Source organism: Streptomyces cavernicola (genome assembly GCF_029968035.1).
Taxonomy (GTDB): domain Bacteria; phylum Actinomycetota; class Actinomycetes; order Streptomycetales; family Streptomycetaceae; genus Streptomyces; species Streptomyces cavernicola.
Genome location: NZ_JASCIQ010000055.1, coordinates 18,911 through 37,876 on the forward strand (window position 1 = coordinate 18,911; position 18,966 = coordinate 37,876).

Genomic DNA, 18,966 nt, shown 5'->3' on the forward strand with positions numbered 1-18,966 from the left:
GCGCCGCCAACACTCAAAGAGACGCGATGCTCGCCAGCTCCAACACCCCTCTAAGCAAAGGCTGTTCGTGGTGAGGAAGCTTCGTATCGCCGTAGGTTCGGATGAAGCCGGCCGCCAGTACCGGGAGGCCCTGAGGGCCGACCTGAACGCGAGCAACCTGGTCTCCTCCGTGACCGACGTGGGAGTGCATGGCGACGGCCCCGGTGCGTATCCGGAGATCGCGACCGCGGCCGCACGGCTCGTCGCCGCCGGAGAAGTAGATCGCGCGCTGCTCGTGTGCCACACCGGCCTCGGCGTCGCCATCGCCGCCAACAAGGTCCTCGGCGTCCGGGCCGCCTGCGCTCACGACGAGGTCTCCGTCCGAGCCTCGGTGCTGTCCAACAACGCCCAAGTGCTGTGCCTCGGTCAGGGAATCATCGGCCTCGCCGTAGCCCGCCGGCTCACTGCCGAATGGCTGACCTGCCGCTTCGACCCGGACTGCTCAGCAGCGGCGAAGGTCGCCCGTATCTCCGCCCTCGAACAGGGCCACAGCTGACCGCTGTTCCGGATGTTCTTCAGGAGCGTTCTGCATGCCGACGAACCCTGCAACCGTGCCCCGCACCCTGACCGGCCTGCGCTGGCCGGTCGAGCCCGCGCAAGGCGGCTGGTACACCGCCGCTGAACACGAAGCGGTACGCGAGATGTTGGCCGCCTGCGACGACTGGCGCACCGGGTGGAAGAACACCGCCCCGGTGGCGGACTTCGAGGAAGCGTTCGCCACCCACACCGGCGCCAACTACGCCGTGACCTTCAACTCCGGCGGCACCGCGCTGGAGATGGTGCTGCGCCACCTGGACCTTCAGCCGGGGGACGAGGTGGTCTCGTGCGCGATCAACTTCGTCGGCCCTCACCTCGCGGTGATCGGCCAGGGCGGCCGCCTGGTCCTGACTGAGCCCGACCCGGTCACCCTCAACCTGGACCCGGCAGATGCCGAACGCGTTCTCTCGGAACGCACACGGGCGATCCTGCTCACCCACTGGAACGGGGCCGTCGCCGACATCCGGCCCTTCCTCGATCTCGCCCACAACCACCCTCACCCGGTCCACGGGCCGCCCGTGGTGATCGTGGACGCGGCCAGGGCCTGCGGCGGCCGCACCCCGACGGGCGCACCGGTCGGCGCGGAGGGCTGGGCCACGGTCTTCTCGTTCGAGTCGAAGAAGCTCATGACCACCTTCGGCCAGGGCGGCATGGTCACCACGCAGGACCGCGCGCTCGCGGAGAACCTGCGCAGGTTGCGTACCTACGGCGGGCGCACGCAGTGGGGCGTGAACCAGATGCTCAGCGCGATGCAGGCCGCCGTCGGCATCGTCCAGCTGGAGCGGCTGGACGAGATGAACACCGCCCGCATCGCCCGCGCGCACGAGCGCACCGCGCACCTCGCGGAAATCGAGCAGCTGACGCTGCCGCCGACCGTGCACGACCAGACGCACCTGTACTACCGCCACAACCTCCTCGTTCCTGAGGCCTGGGCGGGCTCAGGCCGTGACGCGCTCATGGAGACCCTGGCCGCCGAGCACAAGGTCGGCTCCATCGTCAACGACCCGGTCACCTACCTCAGCCACGACCTGATCCGCGCCCACACCACCGGCCAGCACTGCCCGCGCGCGGAACAACTCGCCGCGCGGCTGCTGTGCCCCTGCCTGCACCCCCGCATGAGCGAGCACGACGAGGCGGCCATCTGCGGCGCCATCCGTCAGGCGACCGCCACGGTCGCGGAAACGTACGACGCCTCCTGAACCGAGAGGACCACCCGAATGTCCCAGATCGGCAAGGAAGTCGAGACGATCCGAGCCCGCGAGATCCAGCTCGCCGGCCCCTATCCGCCCAAGGACCCGGCAGGCGAAGTCGGCCTGCTGCGCATGGTCTTCGCCATCCCCTTCGGGCACGCCTACAGCCTGATGTGCAACGGGCCTATGAGCCTGCACGACCTAATCAACCGCACCCCGGACCTTCCCGCCGTCGCCGAGCGGGCCCTTGAGTACGACTGCCTCGTACGGGACGGGAACCGGCTTCTCACCCCGGACGGGGAGCCGTACCGCAGCATCGAGTCCCAACTGCCCCTGGCCGAGGCTGACATCGTCGGCATCTCCGCGATCAACGCGGGCGACTTGCACAGCGTGTTACGGCTCCTGGATCTGGCCGGCATCCCGCGCCGCTCGGCCGACCGCACTCCGGGAGTGCACCCGTTGGTGATCGGCGGGAACCAGGGCCTGGCCGACCCCGAACCCCTGGCCGACTACCTCGACGTCGTGGCCATCGGCGAGGCCGACACCAGCCTTCCGAAGCTGATCCGCACCCTCCACGCCCACCGCCAGGACCGCCACCTCACCGACGGAATGCCGCTGCTCGAACAGATCGCCCGCGTCCCCGGCCTCTACGTCCCCAGTCTCTACGAGCCCACCTACGCGCCCGGCGGCGGCGTCACCTCGATCCGCCCCAAGAGGCTCACCATCCCCCCTGCCGTACACGCCCAGTACCACCCCGTCGGCTCCCTGCGCTCCTCGCACTTCCTGTACCCGGTCACCGACGGCACCGCCGCCGGACTGCACCCCGTACGCGGCTGCCGCCACACCTGCGGCTTCTGCAACCTCGGCGTCCCCCCATTCCGGCAGGCGCCGCTGGAGATGCTGACCGGCTACATCGACCAGCTCGAACACCACGGCGTACGCACGATCATCATCAGCGCGCCGACCTTCACCCAGTACAAGCACCGCCGCGAACTCCTGGAGCACATCCAGGCATACGCCCGCCGAGCGGAGGCCAAGGGCGAGCAGGTCACCACGATCATCGGGTCCATCCGCGCGGACGAGATCAGCACCGACTACCTCGACGCCGTCACGAGCCTCGGGGACTTCGGCCACCTCTTCACCGAGCTCAACCTCCCCGCCCGAGCCCGCGGCGTGATCACCGTCGCCCCCGAATGGGCATCCGGCGACCTCGTAGCCCTGTACGGCAAGACCATGACCCGCGAGCGCGTGGACAAGGCGATCGACCTGTGCCGCGAGACGGGGCACGTCAACACGGTCATGCTGTACTTCATCGTCGGCGCCCCCGGCGAGACGCACGCGGACCGGATGGCCGTCGCTGACTACGCCCGCGACGTGCGCGCCCGCCTCGGCGGCGACGACGCCTTCGTGATCGTCAAACTCCACCAGTTCATGCCCAAGCCCGGCACCGTCTCCCAGCGATTGCGCATGGAGGACCCCGACGTCGCCGAGCGGTACGGCGAAGAGATCGCCGCACAACTCCGGTCCCTGGTGGGAGAGGAGGAGTTCGGCGAGCACTACCGGGTGCTGACCAACGGAGCCAGCCGCATGCACCTGGAAGTCGTCTGCTCGCGCGGCGACCGCCGCATCGGCCATGTTCTGGAAGACCTCTACGACGCCGGCACCGACCTGAACACCGTCACCAAGGAACAGCTCGTCGACGCCCTGAGCCGACATCGCCTGGACTACGAACGGCACCTTCGCCACATGGACGACGCCGTCCTGCCCTGGCACACCGTCGACGACGTCAACCGCGAGGCTGAGGCGCAGTTCGGCATCCAGCTCGCCGCCCGGGAATCCGGCGTATGACCTCCGAGCCGTCGTTCCCCTTGTACGAGGGCAAGCACGCCCTGCCGTCGGTCGTCGACCCAGGCGAGCACGCCGCCTACGTCCGCGACCGGCACCCAGACGCCACCCTCACCCAACTCGACGGCGTGGTCCTCCTCTACCAGCAGCGCACGATGGACCACGCCCAGGAGGTGTACCCCACCCGCCCGCAGGATGGCTGGGTCCGCGGGCACCTCCGGCTCCTGGATCGGGAAGGCCGGGCCCTCGGGATCTGCGGCGGCTTCGGCCCTGGTGCCCCCGCGACCGCCCTCGTCCTCGAACAGATCATCGCGCTCGGGGCCCGGCGCGTGATCACCGTGGGCACATGCGCCACGCTCCAGCCCGGCCTGACCGCTGGTGACCTCGTGGTGTGCACCCAGGCCTTGCGCGACGAAGGGGTCTCCCACCACTACCTCGCGCCCGGCACAACCGTGGAGCCGTCCGAGACCCTGACCGGCCGGCTGGCGGGGGCTCTCACAGCACTCGGCACTCCGGTCCGACAGGGCATGGCCTGGACCACGGATGCTCCGTACCGCGAAACCGCCGCCGAGGTCGCCCACCATCGTGCTCGCGGTGTCCTGGCAGCCGACATGGAGGCCGCGGCCGTCTTCGCAGTGGCCCAGCACCGCGCCGTCCCCGCTGCGGCGGTGTTCGTCGCGGCGGACTCGCTCATCGACCGCCGCCCGCGCCGGGACGCCCCCGGCATCCGGCGTGCGCTCGGCACCGCGCTGGAAGGTGCCCTGACCGCTGTCGCCGCAGCCGCGCAACCGTAGGCGGACGAGGGAGACCGCTAAGGTACGGAATCCCAGCATGACGACGCGGTGATGCACAGGCGAACACTGTCCGGCGAGCAGAGGAATCCCGAGGATGAGCGAGACAGCACGCCCCACGATCGGTGCTGTGGTCCTGACGATGAACGACCGGCCTGTGGAGTTCCCCCAGGCCCTCGCTTCGCTCCTGGCACAGGAAGGCGTGGACCTGGACGTGGTGGTGGTCGGCAACGGCTGTACCCCCGACCAGGTTCCGCCCGGCGTGCGCACCGTCACCCTGGGGGAGAACGTAGGCATCCCCGAGGGCCGCAACGTCGGTGCCCGGGAGGCCCGGGGCGAGTACATCTTCTTCTTCGACAACGACGCGCTCCTCCCCTCCACGGACACCCTCGCCCGTCTCGCCGCGCTCCTTGAGCGGAAGCCCGACGCGGCCTACGCCCAGCCACGCATCTGCGATCCCACCACCGGAGAAACCCTGCGACGCTGGGTGCCCCGCCTGCGCGCCGGGGACCCCGAACGCGGGGGCACCGTGACCGTCATGGCCGAAGGCGTCGTCATGATCCGCCGGACCGCCTTCGACGCCGTCGGCGGCTGGCCCGGACACTTCTTTCTCTTCCACGAGGGCATCGATCTCGCCTGGCGGCTGTGGAACCAAGGCCACACCGGCCACTACGCCCCCGAGATCATCGTCAACCACCCCGCGACCGACCCCGCGCGGCACGCCACCTTCTACCGGCTGAGCGCCCGCAACCGCGTCTGGCTCGCACGCCGCGCCCTCCCCGCCCCACTGGCACCCCTGAACCTCGCCGTCTGGATGCTCCTGACGCTCACCCGTGTGCGTACGCGGTCGGCCCTGCGCGCCTCGTTCGACGGGTTCCGCGAGGGCCTGCGAGGAGGCCACGGCGAACGCTCACCGATGACCTGGCGTACCGTGGCCCGCCTCTCCTTCGCCGGACGGCCACCCATCGTCTGACGACCTGCCCGAGCCATCCCGCTCAGCCGCTCCGTACGAGCGTCTCCTCAAGGAACCTCACCTCATGGACCCGAAGCCGCGCATCAGGAACTCGGCCAAGGCTGTCATCGTCCACGAAGGCCGTGTCCTGCTCACCCGAAACTTGTGGGAGGGCCAGGAGCGCCACTTCCTCCCCGGCGGCGGACAGCGACCAGGCGAGGCACTGCCCGACGCGGTAGAACGCGAAGTCCTCGAAGAGACAGGCCTGACCGTCGTCGCTGACCGACTTCTGTTCGTACACGAGAAGCCCTACGGACACGAAGGCGGGCAGCCGGTCCACCGCGTCGAGATCACCTTCCTCTGCACGCTGACCGGGAGCCCGGAGCTGCCCGGCGGCCACAACGAGGACCCTGAGCAACTCGGCCTGGAATGGGTTCCGTTGGGTGAAGTCCTCACCCTTCGTACCTTGGATCCGGACTACCGAGAGCGCATTGCTGCACTGGAAGACGGTGACACTCGCGGTGCCGTCTATCTCGGGCGCCGCGGCTGAGCCCTCACATCGGGTAGACCGGCGTCGCCCGGACTCGCGCCATCGGCGCACGTGGCCGGACCCGAGGGCGGCGGGGGCGGGGCGTCGCGTACATCTGCGGTCGCAGAGGCGGGAGATGCGCCGTCCCGCCTGGGTCGGCGCATCGGCTGCTGGAGACCGGGCGGCCACCGGTGCCACGGAGCGGGTGGCCGCCCATTTCGAGCGCAGCGCGGTCTCGCCGCGATCCTGCTGGTGCGCCTCAGCTGCTGTAGCGCTCGACCATCCAGATCCGGTCGGTGGCGGGTTCGGCGGTGCGGAGCTGGAGTTGGGTCCAGTGACGGTTGCCCTGCTCTTCGAGGGCGACGGCGAGCCGGGGGTTGCCCTTGGGCTTGATCAACACGGTCCTGCCCTGCGTGATGTCGCCGAGGGTGGCTTCCCCGCCCGTTCCGTTGGTGATCGGGTCGGTGCTCACGCGGAACAACTGGAGGTCGTTCGCGCTGTTGCAGGGCTGGAGATGGAGCTCCTTGTACTCGATCGCGCCGTCCATGATCTGTGCGCACTTGCCGGTCTGGGCGTTCTTGAACTGCACCCAGCCTGCCGTGAAGACCAGGCTCCAGCGGTCCGTGAGCCGATTGTCGTGGTCACCGCCCTCGCGGTACGTGGCGACCTGGGTGCCGTCACCGGTCCCGTTGCTCTGGGCCTGCCACATGCCCGCGGTGTGCCGGCTGACGATCTGCACATCGTCGATCTCGAAATCGGTGGCGGCCGCCGGGGACGCGGGCGCCAGCGCGGCGGCCGTCAGACCGAGACCGAGTACGGCGGTGCAGAGACGACGAGCAGGGAGTGAACGCATGAATGCTCCTTTCGTGGGTCCACTCTGCGTAGCACCCCGATTCGTCATCCTGCGGATCCACCGCGCAGCGAAAGGTTTCGCCGAACTCGCACCTAGCCCAGGTGGCTTCGGAGTTCCTGCGCCAGCGGTCGAGGGCATGACGCACATTGGCGTCGTCGAACCCAATCAACCCAGGTCAGCATGCGGCACGCCACTGTCTTCACCGTCACAGAACACACCTGCTTCGCGGTTACGGCCGGACGGGAAGCGAAGCAAGTCCACGGACGAGACGGGTGTGCTTCCAGTTCAGCCGGTCAATCGGTACGGCAAGGCGGATACCGGGGAATCGGGTCAGCACTGCTCGTAGGGCGATCTCCAGCTCGGCCTTGGCCAAGGGCGCGCCGACGCAGCGGTGGATGCCGTGGCCGAAGGCAAGGTGGGCTGCCGCGTTGCGGTCCAGGTCAGGCTGGTCCGGTGCCGGGAACCGCGCTGGGTCTCGGTTGGCTGCCCCGAGGGCGACCAGGACCGGGACGCCAGCTGGTACATCCGTATCGCCGAGCGTGACGGGTTCCTTGGTGAACCGGAAGGTGGCCGTACTCACAGGAGAGCCGACGCGAAGCAATTCGTCCAGCGCGGCAGGGATCTCATCTGGATTCACTCGCAGTCGCTCCAGCGCAGCCGGGTGCAGGAGCAGAGCAAGGAGGGCGTTGCCGAGTGCGTTGGTGGTGGTCTCGTGTCCGGCCGTGAGCAGCAGCACGGCCAGGGAGACGAGCTCTTCCTCGCTGAGGTGGTCGTCTCCGTCGCGAGCTGAGATCAGCCGGTCGAGAAGGGAACTGCCGGGGGCGAGGCGCTTGGAGGCGATGAGGCCAATCATGTAGTCGGCCATCGCGTGCGAGGCCGCGTCGATGACATCCGGCTCTCCCGCCGCGAACAGATCGGCGGACCAACGTTGGACAGCGGGCCGGTCGGCCTGCGGAACTCCTAGCAACTCGCAGATCAAGATGACCGGCAGCGGCACCGCCAGGCCGGCCATGAAGTCGAACGGTTCGTCAGCGGGCCATTGGTCGAGCAGCTCGTCGGTGACTTGGGTGATGTATGGACGCAGTTCCGCGACGGCTCCAGTTGTGAATGCCTTGGTCACCAGCTTGCGTAGCCGGGTGTGTTGGGGAGGGTCGCTGGCCAGCATGGTGTGGGCGACCGCGGGGTGCAGGCGGCGACGTGACTGCTTGCCCGCGAAGAAGACAGCCGTGTCTTTCGAGAGCCGGGCGTCGCCGAGGGCTTCTCTGGCTTCCGCGTACCCGGTGACCAGATAGCTGGGACGCCTGCCGGAGCCGGCAGGTACGGCCTGCACGGGGCACGTGGACCGCATGGCCACGTAGGGGTCCTGAGTCTCGTCGGTCATGAACTCAGGTTCCACTGGACTGCGGTTGGCCGCCATCGACATCACGTCCGACACGGCTGACATAGGCGCGCGCCACCAGAAGGAGCCACTCCGTGTCCGCGCGCAGATCTCTGCGGGAGGCGGCCTCCGACGATGGCGGGGCGACGCTGTCGGAGAACCGTCCGCTCTTCAGGCCGATGAGCGCGCCCTCTACTACGGTCGCCTCGACCACTGCGGCGCCTTGCACCGTCCCGGCGTCGACGGTGCCCTGAACCGCTTCCTGTACCTCGCGGGACCGGTAGGGCCCTAGCGCGAGGATGCCGTCGGCGATCTCGATGACGCGCCGCTGAAGCATGAAGTCCGAGTCAGCCGACGCGTGTTCGGCGTCCACGGACGAGAGGACGACATGCGGCAGTGCGGCCGTCAGGTCCTGCCACAGGGGGCCGAGCGCCTCGAAGGACTGCACTTCCCACCGCCGACGGCGTGCCTGGCTGATCGGGTAGGCGACGGCGGGCCAGGTCAGGCCGAGGCAGATCAGGAGGACGGCGAGCGCGGGCGCCATGACGCTGAAGGCACATGTGCCGGCGAGCGAGGAGCACTGCGAATTGTTGTCGATGAGACCCAGCCCGAGGCCCAGGTCGACGAGTCGTGTCAGCTTGTAGGCGACGTAGAGCAGGGCGAAGGCGCAGCCCGCCGCTGCCATCCGAAGGCCTGCTCGGACGCTGCTTCGCCGTGTCGAGTTCGACTGGCGTATGGCTTGTCTCAGGAAATTGACGACCGCCAGTCCGAGGCAGGAGACGTATACGAACAAGTAGAGCGCGTACACCTGCGGTGAACGGTGGGTCAGCCCTTCGAAGACGAACAGGACGGTCATGCCGGAGATCGCCGCTACGAGGAGGGCGAGGTTCACTCGGATCCGGCGGCGGGCCTCCAGGGGGTCCAGGTTGAGCTGGAGGGCAACGGCCACGACTGCCGTAGCCGCCGCCAGCGACGCGGAATTGCTCAGCAGGCGTGCGACGTGCGGCACCAGTGTCTCAACAGCGTCCTGGACCAGCGGCGAGTAGGAAGCGAATGCCAGGGCGAAGGCTCCGAGGAGCGCGCCCATGGCCCGTGTGCCAGCCGGACGGGGCGACCCTCGGCCGAACGTCCAGTAGCCGGCCGCCAGCGCGAGCAGGAAAGCCATGCCCAGGAACACAACGTTCATCGGCCGAACCGACCCCTCTTGAAGGGCTGGGCAAAGAGCGCGTCCCAGCTATCCGGTCCCTTTTCCGGCTGGAGAGAAGGAAACTCGCGGTCACGATAGATTCGCCACCGGATAACCGTGGCCATCATTTCTGCCTGACGTTCGTCGGCTGACGAGTAACTCGTACGTCCCGACATGCGCATCACCAGAGTGGGGTTCACTCCGAGGGAGCGGACCGTCTTCGCGTCGACTTCCAGGCTTCCCGGGTGATCGCAGTACACATGGCACAGTTCGTGTGTGAGGATGTGCCGCTGGTGGTGTATAGAGGTGCCTTCTTCATAGAAGAGGAGGTCCGCCGCCGGGGTTTCGAGGCGTATGCCGCAAGGTGCGTCGACGACTCCGAGCGTGGTCAGCGGGTTCAAAATGATCCGCTTCCCGCGCTGTTCGGATATCGCCTCGCGCAATTCCCGCGTGCTGAATCGGTACGGTAGGTGCAGGAGATCGACCTGCTCCTCGCACCAATCGCGCAGTCGACTCTCGCCATCCTCTGGCAAGGGCATGGAAATTCCCCTCGACCTCGTCTATGTGCCACTTTGCTGGTGAGCGGCCATGAGGATGCCAAGAGGAAGGCGGAACTTGCACTTCCCGGAAGTCGTAGTTCCGGTTACGGAAAGTGAGCTGCGGGGATGTCGTCGATCAGCGCGTGGCGCACCTTTCGGATCTTGCCGGAACGAGTGATGCAGACCAGCCCGGGGGAACGTACGTGTTGGCATTTTGATTGAAGAATTGATCACCCGTTATGCCCGACTACGCTGAATGACGGATTCATGATCCGGTGACGGGGATTCGGGTGACTCCGTGGTGCATATCACTCTGGGGCGGGATCTAATTTCAGGTCATGGAAACTCAGGGTGAGCGGGACGAGGGCGGTGACCTCGACGGCGAGCCTCTGCCTGTGCTGTTGCGGTCATGGCGCAGGCGCACAAACCCCCTGAAGATCCCGGGCCTGGCGGTCGCCGGGCGGCGGGGTGAAGGGCTCACGCAGAGCGATGTGGCCCGCCTGACTGGCGTGAGTGTCCGTTGGTACGGCGCCTTGGAGCGCAGCGTCAAAGCCGACTATTCGGCCGACTTCCTGGACCGGGTCTCGTCCGCGCTGCGACTGAACCCCGCGGAACGCCGTGCCCTGTACCTGAAGGCGGTTGGGCGCCCGCCGATCCTTGCGGCGCTGCCGGAGGCAGGCGAGGCGGCGGAGGTGGATGAGGTGCTGCTCCAGCAGTTCCTGGACACTCAGGCCCCAGCCCCCGCCTTCGCGACGGATCTCGAATGGAACGTGATCGGCCACAACCAGCCGATGCGGGACTGGTTCCCCTGGGTCGCCCGCCGGGCCGCCAATCAGATGAGATGGACGCTCTTGGAGCCGGAGGCTCGTGAGCAACTCGTGGCCTGGGAGAAGGACTGGGCACGCCCCTTCCTGGGGCGGATTCGCTACGAGCGCACCCGTCACCCGAAGAATCAGGCGCTGTTGCAATTGGAGAGGGACGTCGTCGCGGGGTCGTCCCTCGCGCGGGAGATGTGGGATCGCTGCGAGGTGGTAGAGCACTCACACGGTGCTCTACGCCGACTCAAGCTCCCGTACCACCAGGGGCGCGAGGTGGCTGTCCGTCTCGTCGCCCTGCGGTCGATGCGCAGCGAACTCCTCCGCGTGGTCGTGCTGTTGGAGGTTGCCTTGGGTCCGGCGGTGCCTGATTGAGGGTAGGGGCTTGCTGCTTCCGGCAGGCCTACTCGTCGTCGAGCAAGTCCGAGTCCTCAGTGTCCGGCACCCCCTCAAGCCGACGGGCCTGATTGATCACGGCGGTCAGCATGTCCAGGCTCTCCGGGCTTAGCCCATTGGCGCGCAAGGCGACCCGGCGCACGCCCTGGTCGCGCATAGCAGCGACCACGTTGATCTCGGCACGCTGGCGCTCGGCCTCTTCCTCGTCGAAGAAGTAGCTGGGCTCCACCCCGAAGAAGCCGGCCAGCGCCCGGATGGTCTGCATCTTCGGGTTCTTGTTGACCCCGGTGCGAAGCTGCTGGATGGCGCTCGCGGAGATGGCCACGCCGGAGGCGTCACGGATGCCCTGAGAGACCTCCGCGTACGTGAAGGCACGCCCCTTCGGGTGCACCGTCTGGAATAGGTGGTCGAGCAGCTCCGCGAAGCTCTTCTCGGTCGTCATCTCCTGCCCTTCGTTATGAGGGCCATCCTATCCACTCCAGTGGTGCTCGCGCCTGACCTCGCCCCATCCGCCGCCACCGCACTTGACGATTGCGTGCCATTGCGGTGTACGTTCTTCCTCGCAGTCGTCCAGTTAAGTGTTCCGCGCCTGGTCGGAGCGGGTGCGAAGGGCCTGGACTTGTGCGAGGGATCCTCATACGGTGCTGGTCCCCGCGCAACCGAGAACACCGGCGGGGCCAACCGGGAGGGGAAGGCGATGCACGCGCGCGGGCCATGAACCGCGGGGCAAAGAGACCGGCGCCCGGGAGCTACCAACTCCCAAGCGCCGGGCCGGCACCCCGAAGGATGCCGATTCACATCTCGCGGGCGGCTGGGCTTTCTGCACGAGAACCGCCGCACCGCGCTCCTACGAACAACGGAGTATCGCATGCTCGCCATGCCGAGCGTAACCCTGGCCTGCCCGGACACCGGCCGCCAGAACCGCCTCGCTGCACAGCTCGCCGACATGATCCCGGGCGCGGCCACCATCCGGGTCAGCTTCAGCGACCCGACGCAGACGTGGCCTCACCTGCACGCCATCGCCAAGGACGAGGCCGGGAAGACCATGGAGCTGTCCCGCACCACCGCCAGGGTCGCGGGCCGCTGGATACTGCGGGTCTGGCCGGACGCGGACTGGACGCGACCGCACACCTTCGACCTCGTCGACGCCAGCCTCACCCGCAGCGACCTGGTCGCCGCAGGCCGGGGCTGCTGACATGGCGCGGATTCGAACCATCAAGCCGGAGGCGTTCTTCTCGGAGTCGCTCGCCGAAGTGACCGTGGAAGCCGAGAGGACCTTCTTCGGACTGCTCACCCAGGCCGACGACCACGGCCGCCACCGCGACAACGCCGCGATCATCGCCGGGCTCCTCTGGCCCCTCCGCGCCGAGCACACATCGGTCCACGTCGAAGACGACCTCCACCAGCTCGCGAACGCCGACCTGATCTGCCGGTACACCGGCTGCGACGGACGCCGGTACCTCCACATCGTGACCTGGTCCGGCCATCAGAAGATCGACAAGCCGAGCCAGTCGCGCCTGCCCTCCTGCCCGCAGCACCAGGCCTCCGACCGGTGCGCTCCTTGCAAGGGCGTCTGCACCAAGCGGACCGAGGGCTCGTCCACCGCTCCCCGAGGGCTCACCGAGACTTCGCCGAGCGTTCCCGGAACCCTCGATCTGCCTGCGAAGACCGCCTCGGCGTCTCCTGGACACCCGGGCGGGGCTCCTGACGGTGGGCAGGAAGCCGCCGACTGCATGGTCGACGCTCCCGGCCGTCCTGGAACAAAAAGCGCAGGTCAGGGCGCATTCTCCGAGGTCTCCCCGAGCCCTCCCCGAAGCGTCGGAGAGGGCTCGGCGCCTGGATCTAGGATCTTGGATCCTGGATCTCTTGTCCCTACGGGGCGCACAGCGCCCGCAGCCAGCATCTCGACCAGCCAGCTCGTCGGCGAGTACGTCGCCGCTTGCGACGAGCGCCCGCCCAGCGACGTGCTCGGACACCTCGGGCGGATCACCAAGAAGCTCCTTGCCGAAGGCATCGCTCCGGAGCACATCCGTGCCGGGCTGGCGAACTTCGCTGCCAACCCGAAGCACCCGAGCGTGCTGACCAGCATGGTCAACGAGGCGATGAACGCCCGCCCCGGGGGTTTGGCGCGGCCGGGAATCCGGCCTAACGTGCCCGCCCACCAGGCGTGGACCAACCCGGCCAACGCTGCCGCCGCCTACGCCGAGGAGCTGTGATGCGCACCCGCCACCGCGAGCCGCAGCTGCTCGGGAGCGAGGGCACCCTGGACCGCATGGCCCGGATCCTGGCCGCCCGCGACATCGACCAGGCCGATGTCGCGGCGCTGCCCGATGAGCCCGAGCCGTTCTCCCCGCTGGACGCCCTGCTGGCCGGAATGCCCCCGCGGTACCAGTCCGCTGTCGCCGACCACCCCCAGGTCCTGGCCTGGGCCCGGGGGGTCGCTGAGGCTGCCGTCGCCCCCAGCCGGGGAGCGAGGCCGCAGGTCACCACCGGTCCCAGCCTGCTGATGGCCGGGGTTGTCGGAGCGGGCAAGACCTACCAGGCGTACGGCGCGGTCCGGGGGCTGGTGCAGAGCGGAGTCGGCGTGCGCTGGCGCGCGACCACCGCCGCCGACCTGTACGCCGAACTGCGCCCCCGGCCCGGGGTCGACAGCGAGCGGGAGCTGGCGGCGGTCAGCCGCTGCCCGCTGCTGATCATCGACGACCTCGGCGCGGCCAAGGCCAGCGAGTGGGTCGAGGAAGTGACGTACCGGCTGATCAACCGCCGGTACAACTACGAACTCCCGACCTTGATCACCACCAACCTGGCGATCAAGGACCTCCGGTCCTATCTCGGTGACCGCGTGACCAGCAGGCTCGCGCAGATGACCACCCGGGTCGAGTTCGAGCCGGTCGACCGCAGACGTCGCCGCGCCGCCGCCTGACCCGCCGCAGGCCGCCACGCGGGGGTCGCGCCCTCTACCGGCCACCCCGAAGACCCTCCCGACCCAGCGCCCCTCTCCGCCGACGCCTCTGCGCGCGGAGAGCGATCGGAGCAACCCGCATGACCAGCACCACGAACAGCCCTGCCCGCCACCGGTCGCTCGGCGACCAGACCTGGCAGGCCGATGCCGTCTGCCAGAGCACCGAGTACAACCCGGTCGACCCCGAGGCCTTCTTCCCGGAGCCCGACGAGACCGACAAGATCGCCGCCGCGAAATCGCTGTGCGGTCAGTGCCCGGTCCGCCGGGTCTGCCTGGACGCCGCACTGGAAGGTGGTGACACCGACGGCATCCGAGGCGGACTGACTGAGGAGGAGCGCGGGCCGCTGCACGAGAAGCTCGCCCACCGCCTCGACTACAGCCGCGTCAACGACACGATCGGAGGCCGGGACGTCCACCTCACCAAGGCCGAACGCCGCGCGGTCGTCCATGCCGCGTACCGCCACGGAGTGACCGAGCAGCGCCTGGCCTGGCTTCTGAAGATCACCGATGAGCACGCCCAGAAGCGGTACCGCGAACTCCGCCGCGCCCTGCGCAACCGAGAACTCGACCAGCCCTCGGAGACCGCCGAACCAACCGAGACCGACGACGAGCACCTGGGCCGCGACGACTTCGGGACGGCGGCATGACCACCATGAGCACGCCGACGGCGGCACACATATCCGGATGGGACCGCGCGGCCGTCGTCGCCCTGGGCGGAGCGGGATGCGCCTTGTCGTACGACGCCCTCCAGCAGATGGCCGTTGCAATCCACATCCGAGGCCTCCTCACCTACCTCTTCCCTCTGGTGATCGACGGGTTCATCGCCTACGGCATCCGAGCGCTCCTGGTCCTCCGCAACGCGCCCCTGCGCGCCCGTCTGGACGCTCTTCGGTACAGCCACCGCCGCCAGCATCTGGGCCAACGCGCTCCACGCGGTGCGGCTCAACGTGGACGAGGTCGCCAGCACCGGTCTCCGGCTCGGGGACATGGTGGTCGCGGTGCTGTCCACCATTGCCCCGCTCGCGCTGGCCGGAGCGGTTCACCTCTACATCCTCATCGCCCGGGGGCCGGTCGAGGGAAGTGACCGCGAGGACCTCGGTCAGGCGGACCAGCGTGATGGCATCGAGGTCACCCGGCCCGACCGGGTCGGGCAGCAGCCGGAGGCCGGTCAGATCACGGCTGGTCAGCCGGTCACTGCCCTGACCGACCGGCCGCCGCTGCCCCTGGACAAGCCGACCTCCGCCATCCGGTCACTGGCCGAGGACAGGACCTCGGCGGACAGCAGCCAGCCGGTCACCCGTGATCGGGGTCAGACGCGCGAAGCCGCCGACCTGCCCGGACAGCCGGACACGGGGGCCCCTGTCGCTGAACGCCCCGACGGCACAGCGCCGGTCACTGGTGACCAGGACGGCCCGGAGCCGGTCCCCACCTCGCCGATCACCCCTGCGCCAGTGACTGACCGAGAGGCGCGGATCCCTGGTGCCCGGCGGCCAGACCCGGACACCGAGGAACTGCTGAAGATCGCCCGGTCAGCCGTCAGGGCAGAGGACAAACTGACCCGCAAGGTGGTCGCCCAGGCGATCCGAGGCCAGCAAATCCCGCTGTCCAGCGACACCTTGACCGCCCTGATGGCCCAGCTACGCGCCCAGCACGGCCAGCCGGTCACCTCTGCCCGGACCTGACGAGACACCACCGGAGCGGGTGACCGAGCCGGTCACCTCGGTCGGTCACCCGCTCCGGACGCCCGTCTCACAACCCTCCACCGCAGAAGCGGAGACACCCGATGCGTACCCTCCCGGCCACGCCTGCCGAAGTCGACTCCTGGCTGACCGTCCTGCACCAGCGCGGCCACCTCCACCGTGCCCAGTCCGGCCCCGACACCACCTGGGTCGTGCAACGAGACCAGCGCAGTCGCCCCTGGACCCTGCACCACCCGGTCCTGGCCATGGACTGGATCGAGGAACTCGTCCGCGAAATCCAGCAGCAGGATCCGGAGACGAGCCGGTGACCACGGCCGAACAGCAGCGTGACCCCACGACGGCTCCTGGCGGAGCAAGCTATCGCGTACGACGGTCCTACGGCCCGTCGCACGCACTTGCCCCCGCCCAGGAGGCGGGGGAAGCCCGGCTGGTTCCCGAGCGAGGGCGCTCGTGAACCAGCCGGGTGACCGGCACCAGGGGGCGCCGGTCACCGGGGGAGAAGCCGACCGCGCCGACCACCGCGAGCAGCCGAGCCCGAGCGCGCCCGCCTTTCCTGACCGCAAACCGCGCCGCCGCAGCCGCAACCCGAGCGAGCGCACCCGTAAGACGACCACCCGCCTCTCCGACGACGAGAAGGCCGAGATCGTCGCCGCCGCCGCGCAGCGCGGCATCACCGTCGCCCGTTTCCTCGCTGCCGCCGGCCTTGCCGCTGCCCGCGGTTCGACCGTCCTGCACTCCAACGAACGACTCGACACGGCCATCGACGAACTCGCCGCCCTGCGTACCGCGCTGGCCCGGATCGGCAACAACATCAACCAGATCGCCTACGTCCACAATGCCGGGGGCCAGCCGCGGCCCGGCGAACTGGACCAGGCCCTGAACGTTCTGACCGCGTCGCTCGGCCGCCTCGACGACGCTGCGAACGACCTGGTGACCAGGAGGCTTTGATGGTTCCCGACATCGGACGCGGCTCCCGCACCCACGGACTCCTTGTCTACCTCTACGGCCCTGGTAGGCGCGAGGAGCACACCGACGCGCACCTCGTCGGCTCCTGGGACGGCTTCGCCCTCGACCCCGGCCGCGACACCGATCCGCAAGTCGCTCTCGCCCGCCTCACCGCCGCCCTCGACCTCCGGGTCAAGCAGGCCGGTGACCGCGCGCCCGCCCGGCACGTGTGGCACTGCTCGGTCCGGACCGCCCCCGGCGACCGGCGGCTCTCCGACGACGAGTGGAACACCGTCGCCCAGCGCATCGTCCACGCCACCGGAATCGCCCCGGAGGGTGATCCCGACGGCTGCCGGTGGATCGCCGTCCGCCACGCAGAAGACCACATCCACATCGTCGCCACCCTGGTCCGCGGCGATTTGCGCAATCCTCGCCTCAACTACGACTTCAACAAGGCCCAGTCCGAAGCCCGACGCATCGAGAAGGAGATGGGCCTGCGTCGTCTCAACGCAGGCGACGGCACCGCAGCCCAGAACCCCACCAGCGCCGAGAAGTTCAAGGCCGAATGGACCGGCCGCCCCGAGTCCTCCCGCGAGACACTCCGCGAAGCCGTCCGCCAGGCCGTCGCGGGAGCGGAGGACGAGGAGGAGTTCTTCGCCCGGCTCCACGAGGCGGGCCTGCGCGTGAAAATGCGCCACGCTCCGTCGGGTGACGCCCTCGGTTACAACGTGGCCCTGCCCGGCGACCGCAACCGCAACGGTGAACCGGTCTGGTACCCCGGCTCCAAGCTGGCCCCCGACTTGTCCCTTCCGAAGATCCGACAACGGTTGGTCGACGGCATCGAAGGGACGCCATCCGCGGTTGCCCCCGGCAGCCGACCGGAGTGGTCCCCACCTGCCCGAGAGCGACGGAGCGCCACCGGGGCCGCCGAACGCGCCGCCGTACTCCTTGACGCCAACGACGATGCTGCCGCCTCCGCCCAACTCGTCGGAGTCGGTGAACTCATGGACGCAGTCGCCCAGACCTCCCCGGCCGCCACCCGCGCCGAACTGCGCGCAGCCGCCACCGCCTTCGAGCGGGCAACCCGCAGCCACGTCCGAGCAGAACGCGCCGACACCCGCGCTCTCCGCTCGGCCGCCCGAGGCATCGTCCAGGCCGGCGGCGCTCTCGGCCGGGGCGAGGACGGAGACACCACCGCCATGCTCGTCTCCACCCTGGTCCTGGTCACCCTCGCCGCCGCCCGCTGGCACTCCGCCCGCGGCCACGCCCAGCAGGCCCACGCCTCCCGACAGGCAGCCGAGCACCTGCGGACCGCCTACCAGCAGGCCGCCGCTGGGCCGATGCGACTGCTGCACGACCAGGGCCGTGCCCTTCCGGAGGCCGAACGCCGGACCTACGAGACCACCATCCGCGCGGCTCTGCCGGTGCAAGGACCGCGAGCAGACAGTCCGTCGACGAATACCGATGCCTTGGTCGCGACCCTTGCCCAGGTCGAGCAGGCGGGGCACGACCCCGTGGCCCTCCTGCAGCAGGCCATCGACATGCGTGAACTCGACACCGCCGCAGACGTGAACGACGTCCTGGTCTGGCGCCTTCGCCGGATCGCCCACCTCCCCGCCCACCCCGGCGAAGCCGACCGTCGCTCGCAGTCCGGCACCCGCCCGAATAGGACCTCGGCCAACCGCACCAACGAACGGAACACCCCTGCACCGGCGGTCCGTCCTGCTGCATCCGATCCGCGAAGCCGCCCACCGCGCCGTTGAGCGAACTAGAGAAGGCGCTCGCCGACCAGCCAGACACCATCAAACGCCTGGACAGCCGGTTCCACCGGCTGTTACGGATGAACAGGAAGCCCTCGACCGGGAGATGACGATCGTGCTCAGAACCACCGACCGCACCACGGAGCCGGCACCTGCGCTGCCCGTCCTTCCCGCCGGCACCGACCCCCTGCTGCAACTCCAGTACGAGCCCCGACCGGCCAACGGCCCCGGCGCGACCCGCTGCCTCAGCCACCCCCACGAGCTCGCCCTCGGAGGCATCCCCGCGACGTGCTCAACCTGCCGGGCCCGACGCGACTGGCTGCTCATCAACCACGGCCGCAATGTCTGGATCCGCTGCCGATGCAGCAACCAGTGGCTCGAACCCGAGATCAGCCGCGCCGACTTCGACGCCCTGATCGACAGCCCGGACGTCACCAACTACACCAGCGTCGAGCAGTGCCTCGTCGCGCTCGGCTTCGACGGTGTCTTCTCCGGGATTTACCTGAAGTAGGCGAGCACGGGACCAAACGCCGAGGATCGCCAACCGAC

General features: G+C 69.0%; 20 protein-coding genes and 1 pseudogene. 16 read left to right on the plus strand and 5 right to left on the minus strand.

The window, feature by feature from the left end:
- Window positions 1–67 precede the first annotated feature (67 nt).
- The 6 genes from QIS96_RS34515 (at window position 68) to QIS96_RS34540 (ending at window position 5,904) form a co-directional block, all read left to right on the plus strand.
- Window positions 68–535, plus strand: a complete 468-nt coding sequence (locus QIS96_RS34515; protein WP_282546794.1) for an RpiB/LacA/LacB family sugar-phosphate isomerase — start codon at window positions 68–70, stop codon at window positions 533–535.
- 34 nt (window positions 536–569) lie between these two features.
- Entirely contained in the window at window positions 570–1,775 is a 1,206-nt protein-coding gene (locus QIS96_RS34520) for a DegT/DnrJ/EryC1/StrS family aminotransferase (RefSeq protein ID WP_282546795.1), read from the plus strand.
- A gap of 18 nt (window positions 1,776–1,793) precedes the next feature.
- Window positions 1,794–3,614 carry a B12-binding domain-containing radical SAM protein gene (locus tag QIS96_RS34525; protein ID WP_282546796.1) on the plus strand — a complete coding sequence of 607 codons (1,821 nt, stop codon included), beginning with the start codon at window positions 1,794–1,796 and terminating at the stop codon, window positions 3,612–3,614.
- Complete coding sequence (locus tag QIS96_RS34530) at window positions 3,611–4,405, plus strand: nucleoside phosphorylase (protein WP_282546797.1); 795 nt, start codon at window positions 3,611–3,613, stop codon at window positions 4,403–4,405. The genes QIS96_RS34525 and QIS96_RS34530 overlap by 4 nt, the downstream gene beginning before the upstream one ends.
- 94 nt (window positions 4,406–4,499) lie before the next feature.
- Window positions 4,500–5,375 carry a glycosyltransferase family 2 protein gene (locus QIS96_RS34535; RefSeq protein WP_282546798.1) on the plus strand — a complete coding sequence of 292 codons (876 nt, stop codon included), beginning with the start codon at window positions 4,500–4,502 and terminating at the stop codon, window positions 5,373–5,375.
- 64 nt (window positions 5,376–5,439) lie between these two features.
- A complete protein-coding gene (locus tag QIS96_RS34540; protein ID WP_282546799.1) occupies window positions 5,440–5,904 on the plus strand; it encodes an NUDIX domain-containing protein in 465 nt (154 codons plus the stop codon).
- A gap of 238 nt (window positions 5,905–6,142) precedes the next feature.
- Here the strand turns inward: QIS96_RS34540 and QIS96_RS34545 are convergent, their stop codons facing one another.
- The 4 genes from QIS96_RS34545 to QIS96_RS34560 all read right to left on the minus strand — a co-directional run bounded on the left by QIS96_RS34545 (window position 6,143) and on the right by QIS96_RS34560 (window position 9,839).
- Entirely contained in the window at window positions 6,143–6,736 is a 594-nt protein-coding gene (locus tag QIS96_RS34545; RefSeq protein WP_282546800.1) for an RICIN domain-containing protein, read from the minus strand.
- A gap of 229 nt (window positions 6,737–6,965) precedes the next feature.
- Window positions 6,966–8,117, minus strand: coding sequence for a cytochrome P450 family protein (locus QIS96_RS34550; protein ID WP_282546801.1), 1,152 nt, complete (start codon window positions 8,115–8,117; stop codon window positions 6,966–6,968).
- 4 nt (window positions 8,118–8,121) lie between these two features.
- Entirely contained in the window at window positions 8,122–9,300 is a 1,179-nt protein-coding gene (locus tag QIS96_RS34555) for an MAB_1171c family putative transporter (protein ID WP_282546802.1), read from the minus strand.
- On the minus strand, window positions 9,297–9,839 hold the full coding sequence (locus QIS96_RS34560; RefSeq protein ID WP_282546803.1) for a regulator component: 543 nt from the start codon (window positions 9,837–9,839) through the stop codon (window positions 9,297–9,299). The genes QIS96_RS34555 and QIS96_RS34560 overlap by 4 nt, the downstream gene beginning before the upstream one ends.
- Window positions 9,840–10,177: 338 nt before the next feature.
- On the opposite strand from QIS96_RS34560, the gene QIS96_RS34565 reads away from it, so the two are divergent.
- Window positions 10,178–11,029 carry a helix-turn-helix domain-containing protein gene (locus QIS96_RS34565; protein WP_282546804.1) on the plus strand — a complete coding sequence of 284 codons (852 nt, stop codon included), beginning with the start codon at window positions 10,178–10,180 and terminating at the stop codon, window positions 11,027–11,029.
- A 28-nt stretch (window positions 11,030–11,057) separates the two neighbouring features.
- Here the strand turns inward: QIS96_RS34565 and QIS96_RS34570 are convergent, their stop codons facing one another.
- On the minus strand, window positions 11,058–11,492 hold the full coding sequence (locus QIS96_RS34570) for a Secondary metabolite protein (protein WP_282546805.1): 435 nt from the start codon (window positions 11,490–11,492) through the stop codon (window positions 11,058–11,060).
- A 426-nt stretch (window positions 11,493–11,918) separates the two neighbouring features.
- On the opposite strand from QIS96_RS34570, the gene QIS96_RS34575 reads away from it, so the two are divergent.
- The 9 genes and pseudogenes from QIS96_RS34575 (at window position 11,919) to QIS96_RS34615 (ending at window position 18,928) form a co-directional block, all read left to right on the plus strand.
- Window positions 11,919–12,245, plus strand: coding sequence for a transcriptional regulator (locus QIS96_RS34575; protein WP_282546806.1), 327 nt, complete (start codon window positions 11,919–11,921; stop codon window positions 12,243–12,245).
- A 1-nt stretch (window position 12,246) separates the two neighbouring features.
- The gene (locus tag QIS96_RS34580) at window positions 12,247–13,266 is read left to right on the plus strand and encodes a hypothetical protein (RefSeq protein ID WP_282546807.1); all 1,020 of its coding nucleotides are present in this window, start codon (window positions 12,247–12,249) and stop codon (window positions 13,264–13,266) included.
- Window positions 13,266–13,973 carry an ATP-binding protein gene (locus QIS96_RS34585; RefSeq protein WP_282546808.1) on the plus strand — a complete coding sequence of 236 codons (708 nt, stop codon included), beginning with the start codon at window positions 13,266–13,268 and terminating at the stop codon, window positions 13,971–13,973. The genes QIS96_RS34580 and QIS96_RS34585 overlap by 1 nt, the downstream gene beginning before the upstream one ends.
- Before the next feature lie 119 nt (window positions 13,974–14,092).
- Window positions 14,093–14,659 (plus strand): WhiB family transcriptional regulator, encoded by a 567-nt coding sequence (locus QIS96_RS34590; RefSeq protein ID WP_282546809.1) that lies wholly within the window; start codon window positions 14,093–14,095, stop codon window positions 14,657–14,659.
- Window positions 14,656–15,694 (plus strand): annotated as a pseudogene (locus tag QIS96_RS34595) (DUF2637 domain-containing protein). Before QIS96_RS34590 ends, QIS96_RS34595 begins: the two are co-directional and overlap by 4 nt.
- Window positions 15,695–15,795: 101 nt before the next feature.
- Complete coding sequence (locus tag QIS96_RS34600; RefSeq protein ID WP_282546810.1) at window positions 15,796–16,020, plus strand: hypothetical protein; 225 nt, start codon at window positions 15,796–15,798, stop codon at window positions 16,018–16,020.
- Between the two features lie 142 nt (window positions 16,021–16,162).
- Entirely contained in the window at window positions 16,163–16,660 is a 498-nt protein-coding gene (locus QIS96_RS34605; protein ID WP_282546811.1) for a plasmid mobilization protein, read from the plus strand.
- Window positions 16,660–18,420: a relaxase/mobilization nuclease domain-containing protein gene (locus QIS96_RS34610; protein ID WP_282546812.1), complete on the plus strand. Its 1,761-nt coding sequence runs from the start codon at window positions 16,660–16,662 to the stop codon at window positions 18,418–18,420. Before QIS96_RS34605 ends, QIS96_RS34610 begins: the two co-directional genes overlap by 1 nt.
- Before the next feature lie 103 nt (window positions 18,421–18,523).
- Window positions 18,524–18,928, plus strand: a complete 405-nt coding sequence (locus QIS96_RS34615; protein WP_282546813.1) for a hypothetical protein — start codon at window positions 18,524–18,526, stop codon at window positions 18,926–18,928.
- The last annotated feature ends 38 nt before the right edge of the window (window positions 18,929–18,966 follow it).